The organism is Bradyrhizobium sacchari, assembly GCF_002068095.1.
GTDB classification, from domain to species: Bacteria; Pseudomonadota; Alphaproteobacteria; order Rhizobiales; family Xanthobacteraceae; genus Bradyrhizobium; species Bradyrhizobium sacchari.
Window position 1 is genome coordinate 1 of the sequence record NZ_LWIG01000060.1, and the last position, 17,614, is coordinate 17,614.

Here is a 17,614-nt window from a genome sequence, read left to right on the forward strand (position 1 = left end):
CGACGCTTCCGCATCCTCAACATCGTCGACGACGTCACCAAGGAATGCCTGGGCGCCATTCCGGAGACGTCGATCTCGGGGCGGCGCGTGGCCCGCGAACTCACGGCAATCATCGAGCGACGCCGCAAGCCAGGAATGATCGTGTCCGACCATGGCACCGAGTTCACCTGCAACGCCATGCTGGCTTGGTGCAAGGACGCAGCCATCGATTGGCACTTCATCGCACCGGGAAAGCCCATGCAGAATGGCTTCGTCGAGAGTTTCAACGGCCGGATGCGCGATGAGCTACTCAACGAGACTCTGTTCTTCGATCTCGACGACGCCCGCACCAAGATCACCAAGTGGGTCGCCGACTACAATCACCAGCGTCCACACTCGTCGTTGAAATACCTGACCCCCGCGGCCTACGCCGCCCACCTCACCGGCAACGGACGATCGGCTGCGCAACCCCGACCAGCTCCGCCGATCGTCCGTTGCTCCACCCGCGCCACTTGGCGTACAAAACTCCGAGACTCTAACTGCCGCTGGATGAAAATTCAGTGGCAGGTCACATGGATCCCATACAGTATGGAGAACTTTGGGACCCCACAATGAGGTCTGCCGCGGCTGCATTTCTCGGGACAATAATGGTTGCCGTCGCGCTAGCGGTTCGCTGGACCGTGTGCGACATTCCTTATCTGTCCCAGCTCATGCTCGGAGTGCCACCCCGCTCACTTCGATAAGTAGCTGTAACGGAGATCTGATCATGAGGCTCTCGCAAACCATCCCTGAACCTGCTGTCTGCGCAAGGCAAGACAATCTGGAAAAATGTCCTCGGAAATTGGGTCGTTGCCCTCACGTAATTTGCTTCCCCCGAACGTCTATCGCAGATGCGGCCGATCCCTTCGAGGGGGCGCGAAGGCCCGGTCCCATGCGTCACGATAACGTCCGAGCAGAACGGCGCTTGCGATGATCAGAAGAATATCAACGTGGATACCACCAGATTGAGTGCATGCTCCATTTGCGCCCTGTGTGTGATGCTTGTCGGGTGATGAATGTATGACAGCCCTACGCCTGCATATATTCCCGGAGCGAGACGGGCGGTATATGTTCCGGTGATTGCTGTTGTTTCGCGATGCGCAAGCTGCCCTTTGGCGAGGGCAGCGTCCACCGCAAATTTGCTCCAGCTCGTGTTGCTTGCGACGAGCGCAATTAGATCATTGGGCCGACTGTCAAATGCTCCCTTCGCGTAAAGACGAAGCTCGTAATACCGGCTGATCCTGTTCAGGTCCGGCGGAGCTCCCATGATGGAGAAACCGCCATAGATGCCGCGAGATGGGGTCCCGAGGGCGTCACTCTGCCAGAGCTGCCTGTCCGCAGCGATGTAGTGAAAGTTGTTCCCGCTCTCCCTTTGTTGCTTCGGATCCGCCACATTCGAATAGCGACTACTGTTGACACCAACGCCCGCACGCAGCCACGTGTCGTGAACGTCGGCAGCAGCCTTGCTCTTGTAACCGGCTTCTTCAACGAGAAGGATGCCTGCATTGGGCGTGCTCCAGTTCAAGCCAATGGGATCCCCGGTTATGTGGGCATAAAGACCATCCGGGCTGATCGATCGCTGGACGGAGACCTTGTTGTACAAGCCGTCGCCAATATTGTACTTCAAGTTGACCGCAGGTCTCGGGGCGGCATTGGTGCTCATCCCTCCCTGGAGCAAGGCAGACATGTTCGATCCTGTAATCCCTCCGAACAATGTGCCAGTGAATTCATTTTGGTTTCTGAGGTAACCAAGTTTGAGTTCGAGTGTCCTGTCGAAGAAAGTCTGGTAGTAGGCAAGCGTATTGATCCCCACTCGATCTGGCCCCGGCCGATCCCAAGTCCAGTATTGCTGCTCGGCGCCTACGACAATCTGTCCGTCTGCAATGCCAAACCGGCTAAGATCGTAAGTGACGATCATGAAGTTTGCCGACGCGAAGGTCGGATTCTGGCCCATATAAAGCTGGTTTGCGGTGGTGCTTCTGGCTGCATTCGGCAGCTGATTATTTGCAAAGCTGTTGTGCGACCAACCGATATAGCCGATGCCGACATCTGCCAGCGCCGATCTAACGCCGCCCTTGTCCTGATCAATCGTGTCCGCAGGGCCAGGTATGTTGAGCCATGACCCTTTTTCGCGTAGATTTTCGAATCTTGCGAATGGATCGCTCGTCTTTTGCGATCTCGTCTGAGCGATCCCGTCCGGTTTGCCGCTCTTCTTCAAAGGCACACCCGGGCTTGGTACTGGCGCTGGGGCAGGAGGGCTGATGGCCTGATGGATCAGATCGATCCGGAGCTTTTCGGCGCGATCGGATACCTGTCGTCTTTTGCTGGCCTGATCCACAGGGTGGCTACTTGGATCAAGCCCGCTTCCGGTTTGTGCCAATACGGAATTGCCAACCAGACAAGCCGCTAGCGGAAGTGCGATGAGAAGCCGACCTTGCTTTTCTCTTGATCTCAAACAGAAAGAAAGTCCTGCCATAGCCGAGTGTGTCCAAGGCTCAGGCGTCGCATCAAAGCAATGGCGCAGGGCCCACTTCGGATCCATCTCTGCCGGTAATGAATAGAACGCACCATGGCTTGATTGGCCCAGCATAAGCGCCCGGCGATTTCGCGTATGAGGGCGAGCAAAAGGAGCCAGAACACGATTTATGAACCACTCAGAGTCCCCAAAGCTCTCAGCTCCCGGCGCGATGATCATCTGGTTCGCAGCTTTGTCTTTCTGGATGACTGGGTGCGCCGCGGGCCAGCCGCGAGTGTTGGCTCGGCAAAATGCGCTGGACGAGCGCGCAGGGCTCGCTGTCATGGACACAAAAGCACTGCGGATGCCCACCTTGCTCGAGTTAGACGATTTTCGGCGGCGCTGCGCATCCGCATCGCAGGCTGCTCTGGGGACCAAACGGCAACCACGGCGAAGCAGCGCTCGCGGGCACGAGGCCTGGCTTCACAAAGCGTTTCATTGGTATCGTTGCCGCCGAAACAGGCGAGGATCGCCCAGCTCGCCGAAGAGCCTTTGAATCTGCGCGCCGGTCAATCACACGACAAAGTCCAACCTGGCGGCCCGGGAGACCGGAGGGGCCAGTCATGGAGTAGCTTTGTCGCCGATCGGCGAGCAAGTTGCTGGCCACTTCAGCGCCGTTGGTGCGGCAAAATCTGCCTTTCATCCGAGTCCTTGACGTCCGCAGCGTTCGTTGGTCAGGCTTGCGACGTCCCGTCATCTCGCACAACCTGCCGGAACTGGTGGTTGACCAGGTGTAACGGTAGCGGTCCAATCGGCCATTGCGGCTCGGTCGCCCACGCGTTGGGCTTACGTGGCGTGTCCAAGATGAAGTTGCTGGCCTCGTCGAAGCATGAGGTGGGCTCCAGCCAAAACACTGCTCAGTGGACGGTGGCGTTCGTGCAACGCTGAGAAAATCTGGAAGGTTCTTGTGAATGATGAGAAAGTACTGTTCAGTTCAAGACGAGAACCCTCGCTCGCTGCTGATGCTATCATCAAGAACTCAACCGGTTTGTCGCGTTGAGGGAAGTATCGAAGCCAGGGCAGCCAATCAGGAAGGTCCCCAAAATTGACTATTGGCGACGCGGGCAGCTCTGCAGCGCGTCGGCATCGCGCGCTGTCGCATCGGCAAGTAAGCTTGGATTTCGAGCCGGTGACAATGAACTTGATTGATCAAGCGGCCACCTCAGAGGTGAGGCCGCTCTTGCACACCCCGCCAAGACGGATTCTCCTGGCTTCGCTGCTCCCGCTTGTCCTCGCCGGCTCGTGTACTGCTGGCGCCTGGCTCTGGGCTGACCTTGAACAGGCAATCGAGACACCGCAGGTCCAGGAAGTCGCTCCAACGATGAGCTCGTCACCACAGGACAGTGCGTCCCTGTTAGAGATAAAGTGGGCGCAGCAGAAAGTTGGCGACGAGATCGCGGCGCTCAACCGCCAGATCGGCGCCCAGCGGGATGACCTGAAAGCGCTTCTGGATCAGATCACCATGCTGACTTCGCGGATCGAGTCGCTGCAGACCTCAACACCTGTCTCTTCTGCAGCTTCGGTAGCGCCTTTACCGCCAGTCCCGGCTATTTCAAGCGTCGCAAGGAAACGCATGAAGGGAGCCAAACCACAAGGACCTGTTTCTGTCGGAGGAGCGCCACTGATTGCAGGACCGAAGAGAGCCGAACCTTGAGGTCTAGAACCCCTCTCCAACTGCTCTCGAGAAGGCGGACCGTAGCTTCGCAAAGCTATTCGGGCCGTAAAATGCCCGAAGTTTGTGCGGGAGCCGGCGTATCGAGCGGGATTTTGCTGAACGGGCCGTCACCATCATCGAGAGAACTTTGGGTGTATAGGGCAAAGCCCTTTTACGGATGGTCGTAGGGGGCGAAACGGTGGAACCAGCTGCGCTTCTCTTTCAATCAGCTCCCATCTGTTTAGTCGGGTTCGAGCCCACGTTCGAATGATCGTGTCATCCCACCGCCGCTGCATCCTCGAATCTGCCTGTCTGCCTGACGCTCTTCTTCGAATCGCTGTATGCAAGAACTCAGCGGTTTGGGATCCCGTCCACATGTCTGACCTAACTAAGCGGGATACGGTCGAGATAAGTATCGAAAGCAGCAGCAACGGCACGAATGACAAACCGGTGCTCCTCCCTGATCCGAATGACGCCCTTTTCAAGGTCTACTATCCCGTCTTCGACAAGCATTCCCAGGCGGTCGGTCGAATCGAGAAAAGGAATTGGATCAAATCCGTGAGTAGCGCAGATCGCTGGTACGTCGGCCTGCAAGTCGCACATCAGACGCTCGATGATTACAGCGCGGAGGCGATCTTCACCGGTCAGACAGTGGCCTTTTGCGGTTGCCAGACGGCCCGCGCGAATGTGTTCGTGATAGGAAACGGTTGCGATCTCGTTCTGGACGTAACCCTCACGCAGACGGCCGATGGCTGACGGACCTAAGCCGATTACGGTTTCGCAGGTATCAGCCGAATAGCCCAGGGAGTTGCGGCGCAGCCGACCCGCTTTCTGCGCCAGCGCGAGCTCGTCGTTGGGCAGGGCGAAATGGTCGAGCCCGATCTGGCGGTAACCGGCCGAGACCACCGTATCTGCAATGGCCGCGGCTTGCTCGGCGCGCGCCACATTGTCCGGCAGCGCCGTCTCATCGATCTGGCGCTGGCGTTTCATATAAGAGGGAACGTGAGCATAGCCGAAAGCCGCAAGCCGGTCTGGCCGCATGGCCAGAGCCGTCCGTGTAGAGTCCACGCAAGACCGCACCGTCTGATGCGGCAGTCCGAAGAGGAGGTCGAAATTGATGCGGCTTATCCCATGCTGGCGAAGAGTTTCGACGACAGACGCCGTCTGCACCTCACTCTGCACGCGGTTGACCGACCTTTGAACGATCGCATCGAAGCTTTGCACGCCGATGCTCGCACGGTTGACTCCGGCCACTTGTAATGTTTCGGCCATCTCGGCCGTGAACGCACGCGGGTCGATTTCTATGGCGATGGTAGCTGATTTGCTGAACGCGAAGCAGCGACGCAGGAGTTCCATCAAGGCGAGGAAATCGGCCGGTGCAATGGTGGTTGGCGTCCCGCCGCCGAAATGCACGTCGCTTACCGGCAGAGCGCGAGGCGCTTGCTCTGCGACCAAACGTATCTCGGCATGTAACGCTGCCAAGTAATTGCGGATCGGTCGCTCGCTGCGAGTGAGGCTTGTAGGGAAGCCGCAATACCAACAGATAGAACGACAGAACGGAACGTGGATGTATAGCGACACGGGACCGTCGGGCGGCAGCCGCCTCAACCATGTCTCACAAGTCTTGGCACGGACGGTCGCGGAGAAATCCGGCACGGTCGGGTATATGGTGTACCAAGGCAGGCGAGCGTCGCAATACTTGTTCAGGAGAGACGTCTGCAAAGCCTAACTTTCTCATAGTCAAACGGCATAGTGACCGATGCTCACTGTTATGTCTTTGCGTTGTGTCAAATGGGTCTAACGGGTCCTGAGATCTGGCCTGCTCTCGATTACTGCCAAACGCAGCGTAGGGGTTCAGGCCTGGAAGCGAGCGCCGCTCGTCCGCAATTATTCGGACGTTTATGGTGGCATATGAATTTCTACGAAGTCGCTCGAATGGCGCGACGTGCCGCGACCGGCCTGCGCGCAGTATCAATCCTCGCCGGGCAGCGTCGTTTCCGCATTCCCTGGCGTGCAGCCTTTTTGCGACGGAAACGGGGATCTGAAGACCTCAGCTGAGCTTGTCGCTGGACCTTCAACCCGGGTGTGCGAGGAAAGGCCGATGTGGTTGGTCCGCAATCGACGGACACGCTCCCGTTCAAGGCCGGCGTGTCACGGAGTTGCTTGTTAGATGAGAGCGCCAGGTGCGATTGCAGCATGTGACGCTACGTGCGATTCAAGTCCTTTGGAGCAGCTCACCAAAAACATTTTTTGATTTCAACTATAAAATCAATGAGCCTCAATTCCGCCACGCTGCTTGTCTCATTGCCGCAAGCATCATCACGGATGTACTGATGATGTTGGGGTGGCCCCGGCGCACTTCACCGCCCCCGGCATAAGTGCGTCGGGACGCCTTGGTTCGGCGGCGTCTCGTTTAGATCTGATACAGCAACTCGCAACGACTTGGACGTCGTGCTGATGGCAACGCGAGCTCGGCGAGAGACCTCAGACACGCGAGTTGCTATAGTTTCTATTCTGCTTGATCAGTTGAGGCGTTTTGTTTGGTATCACCTCGCAGCTATTGATCGGCCCAGATCGCAGATCTAAGCAGTTGTTCTTCTGCGTCGCATCACCATGAAGGGATCGGCGTACGCCTTATCTGCTCGCCCGAGCGGCCGACGTTAATCCTCCCGCCGATTGGGAGGCGCGAACCGGATGAGACCTAGTAATGACCAGCTCATGACGAGTAGCCGGAACGCGCTCGGGGATCCGCCCCACTGTCGCTCGACTCTACGGCTTTTCGCGATCGTGTTGGCGGCTTTCAGGGGGGCAAGGGGCTTGGACAAGGCTTGAGCTGCAGCTTGCATCATGTTGTACTTCGAGCTGACCGCGCTGGATCGCTTGCCAATCCCAGGAAAGATGGGAGTTTCGACTTCAAGCGCAAACCAATTGGATGCCAGCAACGAGCAGAACCGCCACGAGGATGAACTTGGTACCTGTCTGGCTCAACCATTTCAGGCCGATTACTGTTCCAGCGACCGCACCCGCTAGCGCGGCGATGGCGTAAAGAGCTAAATTCGGGGACGGAAATTGGCCGGTGAAAAGAGCTCCGACGAAGCCGACCGTGGAATTAGCGAGAATAAAAGGAGCTGATAACGCGGCAGTCTGCTTAGGTGATGCCCAATTCAATGCGATAAGCGTCGGGGCGAGAAACACTCCACCGCCCACGCCGGTCAGGCCGGAAAGCAAGCCAAGGACCGCGCCAATGCTCACGCTTGCCCGGAGCGAAGTTTGGCAAACGCGAGCGCCAGCTCGGCCGCGCCGCATGATCATCACGGCGCTCGCCAGAAGAAGAACGATACCGGTCAGTGTTTTGTACATGTGTTCACCGAGCACAATCAGGCCACCGGCAAGCGACGTTGGCATCGATGAAAGGAGAAGCGGTCGCAGGATTGTCCAGTCTACGACCTTGTTGCGGTTAAAGAGCCACGTAGAATAACTTGCGACAACCATGTTGAGACCAAGCGCCGTCGGGCGCATCTCTGAGGATGGCATATCAAAGAAAGCCATTAGCGCGAGGAAGGCAGTGCCGCCAGCCTGGCCAGCGCTCGCATAGAGCAGTGAGATGATCGCGAAGAGCAGAGAAAGCATGCCTCACCGATCCCTGGCGAAGTTCTCGCCGTTTCCACTAACCCCATCATGATTCGGCATCGAGCGCCGGCCCTATTGCTTTCCCGCTCGGGGCGGATTTCTGAGAGCTAGCCGAGAATGGCCGGAAGTGCAGGTCCAAGTTCTTTAATGAGTGCCATGTGTCGATCCTGCCATCAATTGTCAAAGTTGGCACTTGACTGAGGTGCAAGGTGGCTGAGCTTGGAGCCTGAGACGGTCGGCTCGAGGCGCCGGCGAGAAAAGCAGAACGTCTTGCTCTAGGGCACCTCGTGCCGCGGCTCGCGCAGGCGGTCTGTCGTCTTCTCCCGATGGCATGAATGCTTCGATACGCCCTACATCGGAACCAAACGTCCCCTTGATCTCTTGCAAGGTTGGATTTTGGCGAAATCAACAGTTGGTATGGCACTTGCTAGTCTGACCCGGGGTCCTCTCGCGTCTGGAGATGCGCATGCAAAGTGTCCTCAGCATCAAGCAGGTCTCGCGAGTGCGCGTATCTCTCGTTGCGCCTTTGACTTGGCCCTTTGCTGTACGTTCCGTTCGTTTGCGCTGGACGTGCCGGGCGGGCCCGCTGAGAGGCCGGGCAATGATGCGGAGAATACGGCTTCTGCCCTGGCTGTTCCGTGTTGCGCATCGATCGCGTAGCCGGCGCCGTCACAGAGCGGAGGATCAGGGAACTGTTAGGGATGGCAATTCGCAAGATTGGGGAGAGAAAGACCCTCCTGTTGTGTTTGTCGCTAAGCAGAGAGTGGGTGCTGACAAGGCGCGCGTCGACTCTCGCACCGACAAGCGCATCGGCGTGCTCTACTTTACCCGTATCGCCCAGTTCACTGCCCACGATCTCCTCGTGCTCAGTCGCGACACAAAGCAAAGCGTCGTTCGGACGCAACCGCGCTTCTCGCCATGCAATCTAAGCAGAGCCGAACCTCTATCGCTAGTGCCGTGTGGTTCTTGTCGCCAGCCCAGTCCAGTGCCCATCCACGTTCGATCACTGCCGGCATCAGCAAGCGGGCACCCTTGGAGTCCCATCGATGGCACGGATCATCAACACGGATAATGAGGCGATGATCTCAGCTCTCGTAGTGCGGCATGGCGAGCCGGACCGACCACTTTGCCGTTCAGCGTCGGGGCGGAAATGATGACGCTATCTCCGCTGTTTTGATCAGACGAACGTGCCGGTGAGTCGACGGCAAAGGAACGTATTTGGGAAACGACCTGTGATACATTGCGGGCGCTCAGAGCACCTTAACAAACCTTAGAGTTCAGCTCATGGACTGGAATGTGGTTCCGCCTGACACAAGCGCACTCGAACACGATGACGGGGAGCTCGATCGGCGTGCCGAGGCGCCCGTCATGGACCACTTCAGCTTCACGGAGTGCGCGAACCAGACTCATTCGCTCAGAGCGCTATTCGAGCTTCTTGTAAGCTGTGCCACTAAGGAAGGCTTCAGTGAAGTAGCTTACGGCGCTCTCAACTTCGATGAGCCACTCAGGCTGGCGGAGTATCCACCTCCGACTGTGGCTGTGAAGTGGCCGCCGGACTGGTGCGACCGATACTTCAAACGCAAGTACCATACTATCGATCCGGTGATCCGGCGGACGCCGATGCTTTCGCGGCCGTTTTTGTGGGATCAACTCGCCGTCCACTATCAACTTCAGCCGGACGAAAGGCGCGTACTGGATGAGGCGAGAGAGGCGGGCCTCAAGCATGGCATGAGCGTGCCGTTGTTTGGGCCGTCGGGCAGGGTATCCGTGGTGTCGTTTGCATCTGCGTGCGACGATGCCAATCCTCGGGACCGCCTCGGTCATCTCAACGCGCTGGCTTGTCTCTTTCATGCCGCCCATAGCGAGATCGCCCGCCCCTGCAATGATGGTTACGAGAGAAAAGTGGCACTATCCAAGCGAGAGATCAGTTGCATGCGGTGGGTAGCCGAAGGGAAATCGTCATGGGAAATTGGAATGATCCTGGGAATTAGCCAGAATACAGTCAGTTATTATGTCAAGAATGCGATGCGAAAGCTGGGTGCGACCAGCCGAATTCAAGCGGTGGCTATGGCTATTCGCCTCAATGTTCTTTGAATTTGTAGGAACGAGCACCAAGTGCCAGGTCGTTCGTTTCCAGCTTCTGACAATTTGAGCATGCCACCTTCGGGCAACTCGCCGACACAGCGCTCCTCGGCGCAAGTCTTGAATCTCACGCTGCGTGAGGTTGCGGGACTTCATAAGCTCGATGAGATGTCGAATCGACTGGAGCGTTCCCCAGTGGGTTGGAGGCATGGCGGCCAACACGCCATCCAGCTGATGATCCATTGCTCAGACGAGCTCGCACCTGGTGCTTCGGAGTTGGGGTCGGTGCAGGCAAGGAGAGGAGCTATTGAGGTAAGAGCCCCGACCGCGGTCGGGGCTCCCGACTCCCGCTACCGCGCGGAGATCACCATTTGGGGAACGGCGAGCTGAACTTGTAATTGAGCCGTGCCGTGAGGAGATCGACGTCCTGGTGGACTCGATCCGCGCCAACGGCTGCCGGGAAGCTTATGTTGCTGCGCTGCATGAACAAGTGGTTATACTCCACGCCAGCTGACCAGTTCGGCGTGAGACTGACTTCGGCTCCGGCGCCCAGCACGCCACCCCAACGCACATCATTGCTGTTGGCAATCTCGGCGCCAGTCGCCACCGAGTTGACGTGATAGGTGTTGCTGGTCACCGCAGCACCGCCCTTGCCGTAAAGTAGCACGGCATTGAAAGCGTAGCCGATATGGCCCGTGAGTAGACCAAATGCATCTGTCTTGGTGCCAACGCTGTCTGCCGGGAAGGCGGTGCTGACGTTGGAGCCGCTGAAGTCGGCCCAGTTGCCCTGGCCTTCGAGGCCGTACACCATGTTGAAGATGTGCCAGCGATAGCCAATCTGGCCGCCAATGGTTCCGCCAGTGGAATTATGGCAGCCCTCGGGAGTGAGGCCATTGAAATCCCAGCAATTGCGGCTCGTTCCCCNCCCCACCCGCCATTGACACCGAGATAGTAGCCGGACCAATCGACAATCGGGGCTGCGACCGGCGGCGGCGCTGCCTTCACCTTGACAGGCTGCCCGGCCAAGTCCGTGCCGAATGAGGGAGCGGCCGCACTGAGTGCGCCGATGGTTGCGGTCAGAATCAGAAAAGTTTTCATTCGAGTGTCGTTTCCTTTCGGTGCCCCCCGGCGCCGTGCGTTTAACAATCTGATCGCGAATTGCTGTAACTGCCGCACAACATGTCTTGGAAAGAAATGCGTCCAATCGTACGCAGCGTAAGATTGTGGAGCGCGGCAACTTGCCGCTGCTCCGCCTCCACCGAGATGCTGCGAGGCGCCAGTATCCGCCTTGGGCGGCTTCTTCTTGAACACGATCCGTTCATAATGACCTACAATGCGGCGCAATGTTGGGAGGCCGTTTCGCTCCTTCTGTCGCGAACGAGCACTAAAGCAGCTGCGCCTGCACGCTCCGTGCACGCTGGCTGTTCAGAGAGTTCGGCAATGAAGACTGTCGATCGAGGGCGCGCGTCGGGCGCTCAAGGTCGCGCTTCCGGCAACGCGGCCGTTCTATCGCGGTAATCGCGAGCGACGCCGTGATGCTCGGTCGATCACAGGCTCGATCGCGTTGGCCCCGCGACCTATCATAAATGTGGCACAATGTTCGTCGACTTCTACTTCGACCGACAGACGTCGAGAAGCGATGCGGCTACGTTTGACAACGCTCTTGCTTGAAGTTGCGGCAACATCTGCCGAGCTCAAGGTCAGGGAAGAAAACAGTAGCCGGCCCGCTTGCACCAGCAAATACCAGCGCGGCCGCCCCGTCTCGTCGCCGATGGCTGTGGCGTCTAGCTTCTTGGTTTCGGAGCGCCACGAGAGCTGCAGAGGCAACAGCACTCGCGAACGTTGTCGTCTCGAAGGGAACCGAACATGAGTGGAGGAAAGTTTGCTCGACCACCCGATTGTCCTATCGCATAAGGCCCCTTAAATGCCTTAAGGAAGCTAAATGCTCCCAGCAGTACAGGTGCAAGCGCCTCATTGTCGTCTCGACGATGCCAGCTCAGCTCGCAAGTTGCGTATCGCCTCGTTTGCCAGATTCAGAGTATTCCGCTCCCCGTTTCTTATCAAACACTCAAGGTAAGAGCGCAACCTGCTATGAAGGACCGTTTTGAGATTATGGGCCAGCAACGGATCCTTCTCAACAAAGCCCCAAGCCTTGTCAAATGCGACGCTCACGACAGCATCAGGCACCTGCACTCGGTCGTAGAATTGATCCATCTCAAACACTCCTCGACATCCTGATAGAAGAAGTACCTTCCGGGATTTTGCAGCGTGTCCCAGCAAGCAAGACATCAGCGTCGCAGACCTCTTATCGGGCTGCTCCCGATGCTTCACTAGGACTTATAGATGTTTGTTGAAGTCCGGATGACCGAATGTCGTATTGCCAAGGCGGCATTCGAATAATTCTGGAAGGAGTGAATCGAGTAGGGGTTGTCACGCACGTCCCTGCCCTAGTAGTCCTGTTGGTTGGCGTCGTTCATAAGTTGGCTCCTGTTCCTGCAACAGGAAGATCGGCGTGCGTAGGCTGCCCCGATCCGACCTGCGGGACAGCTCATGCGGCAACGCGCGTTACAGTGTCGAAACTCCGCGCGCGCGGCCTGGCTCGCCTGAAGAGGGGCACGCGACTTGATTCGGGATTGGCGGAAGCGGCGAGCTTGCGGATGAAGAGCCCATAAACCGCAAACCTTCGAGCCCTGGTGCGTACGGCCTTCACCACTGTCAGCCCAGCGACACACCTTCGATCAGCGGCGTCACCCTCCCCAAAAACACCAAATCAAATCTTAGTCTGCAGCTGCACGTAAAAAAATTAGCTTGGCGATCGTCATTCGATTTGCGGGAGTCCGCAGTGCTTCCGGTAATGCCGTCACAGTCTGATCGAAAACGCGTCCCAGCACCTGAAGGTCCTCAGGGTAGTAAACGCCACGGTCTCGCGACAGTCGCATTCGTCGATCGCCGGGTCTCGTATCGGCAAGGTGGCCAAGCTCCAGTTCCGCCGTGATCATTTGGCTTGTGAGTGCGTTGAGAAGTCTTATCGCTTCTAGCGCGTTGCCTTCTTCGCGCATAAGGGTAGCCACGATGTCGAGTTGAAGGTCGATGCGATCCTCAAGGTCCCGTATGCGTGAATTGGAAGGGTCAAGTTCCACGGTATTTCTCCAAGGTGGTGAAATGCAAAACAGGCTGAATAAAAGGTACCGTTTCCCGTTCGCTGGACCGCGCACGCGTCGCAGGAGCGAATGACTGCTGCACAAGCGATGCGCACGGTCGCCAAGAGAGGAGCGCACAGATGTGCCGCGAGATAGGGGAGAGCGAACAGCGTTGTAGATCGCCCGGGACTTGGCTGGAGCGCCGAGCCGTCCAGCGCGTCGGGCCATGGCAGTGACTCCAGTCGACGTCCGGCAGCCAATTGTGCTGTTTTGCTTGGAAGCCGCGGCGACAGCTTGAATTGTTGACGCTGGCGACCTAGGCAGGGCGATAAGTCCAGCCCGCATCGGTGTAAAGGGCAGTTCGCCTGAGCAAGTTCCATGCTGCGGGCGCATGTACCCTCGCCGAAGAGCATGTGTGAGAGCTCTCTCCCTGGAGCCATCAAGTATCATAGCGAAGGGTAGGCGAGAACGTGTTAGATTGCGCGCAAGACGTTGCGATTGGTCATCGCAGTGTATTCGCGTCCCGTATGCCTCGAATGTGAAGCATTGCGTGATGCAGCCACGAGAGGCGTGAATTGGGCTGCGTCCAGGCTGAAAAGGATCCATTGCCTCGTGACATTCGTGAACTGTGCTTCCGTAAACCGGCGATCTTATGCGGTGTTTGGCTCGAATTAGTAAAATCGAAAGTGTTGATGGGATGCATCCAGTTCGTTGATAGCGCACGCCAGCAGTTTCATCGCCTTCATCGAGAACTGGTTGGATGGTTTTCGACGGCGCTCGCCTTAGTGGTCCTGAGCCTTACCATTTGGTCTAGAAGAGGCGTGCCGCTAAGCGAGGCAGAATTGTAAATGTCCGCTTCAGAGGTTCTGGGCTGGAGGGCGGATCAAACGACAGAGCTACTATTTGTCTATCATCGGACGTAACTCCTCCCTCAGTTCGACCCTGGGTAGCTCTGCGAGCGCCGCAACGAACGCGAAAAACGCTGCGAGAGCCGCAAGTATAAAAGAACTGGTGAGCATCGCTGCTCCAAAGTGCTGAGGCGGTCTCATCGTTCGCGACGCGTTTGGTTTGGTAGGCAGCGTTGAATGCCGATCAGTACTTCTTGGCACTTTCAACATAGCCGTGGCGCCAGCGGCTAAACCAAAAATCCGGAAGCCGAGTTGTCTCCCGATCTTTCGAACTGGACCGGGCCGATCACGATATCGATCTGCCGTGAACGAGGTGCGCTTGCTACACGCGCAGCACTGAAGTAGCTGGTCCGGTTCACCGGCTCTGCCCAGACTGAGCTTGGTATCGGCGGGAAGTAGACCCGAAGCGTTGAAGGCCTCGACCTCGGCAGCCGAACCATCGCGCATTTGCGCGCGGAACGCAGCGCGTCTTCCGCTCTTTGCGCTGGCCAAGGTCATCCCTACTTCGGAGCCGCGCGCAGTCGGAGCGGCGAGAGGAGAGAATGCTGCACTCGCAACAGAAGCGTGCCGCCTATTTACCATTGTGTAGGTCCCAATGCTCACCTGAGGTGAACCGCCAGTAGCTCTGATCAGACGTGTCTGCAAGTCGAGGCTGCCCGCCAAGCCAAACGTGCGTTGGCTCGGCGAACTTCCGACTACGGTAAAGCCTACAATCTGACGTTACGTGCGGATCAAGCCCCATTTGGGACAGCGATGGGTGCGTGGGAGCGCAAATTGGCGGGGCGTGACAATCTGTCCGCTCGAGTCCATAAAACTCTAGCCCGCATCAGAGAAGCGGCGATCAACCTAGCATGTGCACGTCAGTACGGCTGATCCTCCAAACCAGCAAGGGCGAGATCGAGATATTGCATCAGGCAGGGATCCCAACCAGCCAGACTGCGGGGTGCGCTTAACCGTGCAAGTACTTTCAAGATCATCGACACGCGTGAATCGGCGCCGGCGATTTCGCTGATCAGCAATCGTGCTGCAACCGCGACAGCTTTTGCGCGTTCGCCGGAAGGGTGCTCGCCGCGGTCCAAACAGTCGCGAAGGTCGTCACGGATCCGCCGCCACCGCTCCTCGCGCTCCGCAGCTAAGTTGCAGGTGCATCGAGCCGCCTGACTACGCGTCTCGACCCGCGACATGGCATTCAGGGTGGCAGGCAGCTCATCCACGCTTACCGGCACCTCGCTGTCGATGGTCATGTTGCGCAAACGGTCGCGCAACAGAGTTGCTCGAGCGACTTGAAGTTCTATGCGCTCTAGATGTTTGCGCAGCAAGTCCGTGAGCGAGGTCGTGCCTTCCATAGCTTTACGGATCTCGATCAGCGAGAAGCCAAGCTCACGCAGGGCGCGAATCTGGTGAACCCGTTGCACGCTTTCGCGGTCATACATCCTGTGGCCGCCGTCAGTACGCTGTGTGGCTGCTAGGAGGCCCGTATGCTCATAATGATGCAGCGTGCGTACCGTTACTCCGGTCGCCTCCGCAAGTTCGCCGATGCGCCATTGACGCCTTCTTGGTGTAGCTCTGTTCATGTTGTTCAATTTTCAAAGCCTACAACCTGACGTCACGTATGATTCAAGCTGCTTTCAAAGCTCCAGCTGAATGTCTTGCATTCGAGCACGAGCACGAGAGTGGTGACTATCCTTAGAATGGCGGCGGATCAACCCTGAGGGGAAAGGGTGATCAACAAGTTCGTCAGGCATGCCAGTTGAGCCTCGCTAGCAGCTGTACGCTCCAGGATGAGCTTAGCGATTGCTGTGCAATTTTCCGGAGTCCGCATCGATGATGGGAGCGCACTGACAGCGCCGTCATAAAGGCGTCCGAGGGCAGAAAGCTCTTCTGGATCGAATACCCCGCTGCCTAATTTCAACGTTCAGCTCCTTGTTTGTCATCGCGTCCAGAGCCGCGCACGTCGTCCAGGCGTTTGGCTGCGGTAGGGCGAAAAGAAGTCATTCGCGCGGCGGAGAGCTATGAAGGTGCGATCCACGACTGCGCGATGCGGTATGGCCACACGCGTGCGGGTTTCTTGATTCGACGGCGCGGCACATCCCGGCCATATGCATCATCGATGACCACTGTGCCCACAATGCCTGTCGGTACGAGTCCGAAGCACCCGATCGTCTCCGTGCATCGGGAGCAACTACTAACTCGGACGGTTGACGACGAGAGCCCTGTGCCGGTCCACCTTCTCGAGACAGGTCCGCACTGCGGCGCGGTTGCAACGCAAAACGCCCGGCTTAGGCGCGAACGCGTTGCTCCATCCCGCTCTCCAAAACCAGGCTAACAGGCTGAGCCGCCGGTCGGACATCGCGCCGAACGCCAACCTGAGAAGGAACCAACAAACGTCTCCTGATGTGCGCCAGGACGATCTTTATCCCGCGATAATGAGCGTAAGCCAGACGAGTTGAATTGTATGTTTGGAGACATGTGTTGGAACATGTGGCTTGTGGTTTTCGCGAACGTCCTTACGACAACGGCGAGACAGATCGTGCAAAATCTTCGGCAGGGTCCCCACCCTGCGAGATGCTGGTGACGGGGAGTTCTTGTGCAGTTGCCATGCGGGTGGCCTCCTGTAACAATATCTCTCGCATCCACAGGCTTTCCGGGTCGCTATTGTGGAGCGCGGGCCATTGGACCGCCTCAGTAAAGGCGGGGAATGGATGCGGAAGCTCGGCGATCTGAAGGGGCATCGTTCTTTGGAAATGCTTTACGAGCCCCAATGGCATCGTCCCTATGCGATTCGTCCCAACCAGCAGAGGCGGGATCATGCTGAAGCTCTGCACGAGAATGTCGATGCGCCGGTCGCGGCCGAGATCGATTAAAAGGGATTGCTCGACCGGCGTCTTGCGCGCACCTTCCTGCTTAACCGCAACGTGGCCCATCGAGATATATCGATCAAAGGTAAGTCGGCGTAGTAGTTCCCTGTTCGTGCGGCAACCTACGCAGACGAGTCTTTCCTCGAATAGCGCCGCCTTGGGATGAGCGCCGGACATGAAGAAGTCCGGCAGGATAACAAAGTCGAGTTCGCCGCGGCGGAGGAGCTCCTCGTGCTCGTCGGTAGGCGCAACCAGTTCGAAGCTGACAGTGGGGGCTTCTCGTGCGACGCGCCCCACGACATTTCGGAAGAATACAACTGTTATGAAGTCAGAAAGGGCGATCCTGAATCGCCGGTTCGATCGAGCTGGATCGAACACGTCTCGCGCCATAATTGAGAGTTCAATGTGCGTCAGAGCGTCGCGCACTGGAGCTGCGAGCGCTTCCGCGCGTGAGGTGAGGACAAGTTCACGGCCCCTCATTCCAAACAGCTCATCGCGGAAATAGGAGCGCAGCCGGGCAACGGCTGCGCTCATGGCCGGCTGACTGAGATTGATCTTGCGTGCCGCTGAGGTGAGGTTGCGCTCGGCTATTAGGGCATCAAGCGCGACGAGAAGATTCAGATCCAGACCCTTAAAACGCATCTCTTCTTTTCCGGCACAAACGTTCTTGCGGCACATAAAACGAGCGGGGCGGCATCTGAAGCGGCCGTATTGGCTCGCCCGAATGGACATTGGCTCCATCCTGCCATCGCGAAAAGATGCTCGCGAAACGACCGCAAGAATGGAGAGCAACCGGTAAGCCGATCAGG

General features: G+C 57.7%; 10 protein-coding genes and 2 pseudogenes. 4 read left to right on the forward strand and 8 right to left on the reverse strand.

Annotation, left to right across the window (positions count from 1 at the left end):
• Together A5906_RS36480 and A5906_RS46295 are read left to right on the forward strand one after the other, a co-directional pair.
• Positions 1-532 (forward strand): annotated as a pseudogene (locus A5906_RS36480) (integrase core domain-containing protein); the annotation flags it as partial.
• A gap of 13 nt (positions 533-545) precedes the next feature.
• A pseudogene (locus A5906_RS46295) lies at positions 546-722 on the forward strand (nodulation factor fucose acetyltransferase NolL); the annotation flags it as partial.
• Positions 723-952: 230 nt separating this feature from the next.
• On the opposite strand, the gene A5906_RS36485 reads toward A5906_RS46295, so the two are convergent.
• A complete protein-coding gene (locus A5906_RS36485; protein WP_245327100.1) occupies positions 953-2,713 on the reverse strand; it encodes a carbohydrate porin in 1,761 nt (586 codons plus the stop codon).
• 865 nt (positions 2,714-3,578) lie between these two features.
• On the opposite strand from A5906_RS36485, the gene A5906_RS36490 reads away from it, so the two are divergent.
• Positions 3,579-4,187 carry a hypothetical protein gene (locus tag A5906_RS36490; protein ID WP_245327101.1) on the forward strand — a complete coding sequence of 203 codons (609 nt, stop codon included), beginning with the start codon at positions 3,579-3,581 and terminating at the stop codon, positions 4,185-4,187.
• A gap of 384 nt (positions 4,188-4,571) precedes the next feature.
• Here A5906_RS36490 and hemN read toward each other — a convergent pair whose 3' ends face one another.
• Together hemN and A5906_RS36500 are read right to left on the reverse strand one after the other, a co-directional pair.
• On the reverse strand, positions 4,572-5,909 hold the full coding sequence (hemN, locus tag A5906_RS36495; RefSeq protein ID WP_080140001.1) for an oxygen-independent coproporphyrinogen III oxidase: 1,338 nt from the start codon (positions 5,907-5,909) through the stop codon (positions 4,572-4,574).
• 1,191 nt (positions 5,910-7,100) lie between these two features.
• Positions 7,101-7,817 (reverse strand): sulfite exporter TauE/SafE family protein, encoded by a 717-nt coding sequence (locus A5906_RS36500; RefSeq protein WP_080140002.1) that lies wholly within the window; start codon positions 7,815-7,817, stop codon positions 7,101-7,103.
• A gap of 1,368 nt (positions 7,818-9,185) precedes the next feature.
• Here A5906_RS36500 and A5906_RS36505 point away from each other — a divergent pair.
• Positions 9,186-9,911: a LuxR family transcriptional regulator gene (locus A5906_RS36505; protein WP_080140030.1), complete on the forward strand. Its 726-nt coding sequence runs from the start codon at positions 9,186-9,188 to the stop codon at positions 9,909-9,911.
• Between the two features lie 352 nt (positions 9,912-10,263).
• On the opposite strand, the gene A5906_RS36510 is transcribed toward A5906_RS36505, so the two are convergent.
• The 5 genes from A5906_RS36510 to nodD2 form a co-directional block, all read right to left on the reverse strand.
• The coding region (locus A5906_RS36510) for an outer membrane protein (RefSeq protein ID WP_245327102.1) at positions 10,264-10,823 on the reverse strand (560 nt) is incomplete at its 5' end.
• Between the two features lie 1,047 nt (positions 10,824-11,870).
• On the reverse strand, positions 11,871-12,113 hold the full coding sequence (locus A5906_RS36515) for a hypothetical protein (protein WP_080140003.1): 243 nt from the start codon (positions 12,111-12,113) through the stop codon (positions 11,871-11,873).
• 563 nt (positions 12,114-12,676) lie between these two features.
• Positions 12,677-13,039 (reverse strand): NolY, encoded by a 363-nt coding sequence (locus A5906_RS36520; protein WP_080140004.1) that lies wholly within the window; start codon positions 13,037-13,039, stop codon positions 12,677-12,679.
• Positions 13,040-14,807: 1,768 nt separating this feature from the next.
• Positions 14,808-15,521, reverse strand: a complete 714-nt coding sequence (locus A5906_RS36525) for a MerR family transcriptional regulator (RefSeq protein ID WP_186465199.1) — start codon at positions 15,519-15,521, stop codon at positions 14,808-14,810.
• Between the two features lie 933 nt (positions 15,522-16,454).
• The gene (gene nodD2 / locus A5906_RS36535) at positions 16,455-17,447 is read right to left on the reverse strand and encodes a transcriptional regulator NodD2 (RefSeq protein WP_080140006.1); all 993 of its coding nucleotides are present in this window, start codon (positions 17,445-17,447) and stop codon (positions 16,455-16,457) included.
• Between the last annotated feature and the right edge of the window lie 167 nt (positions 17,448-17,614).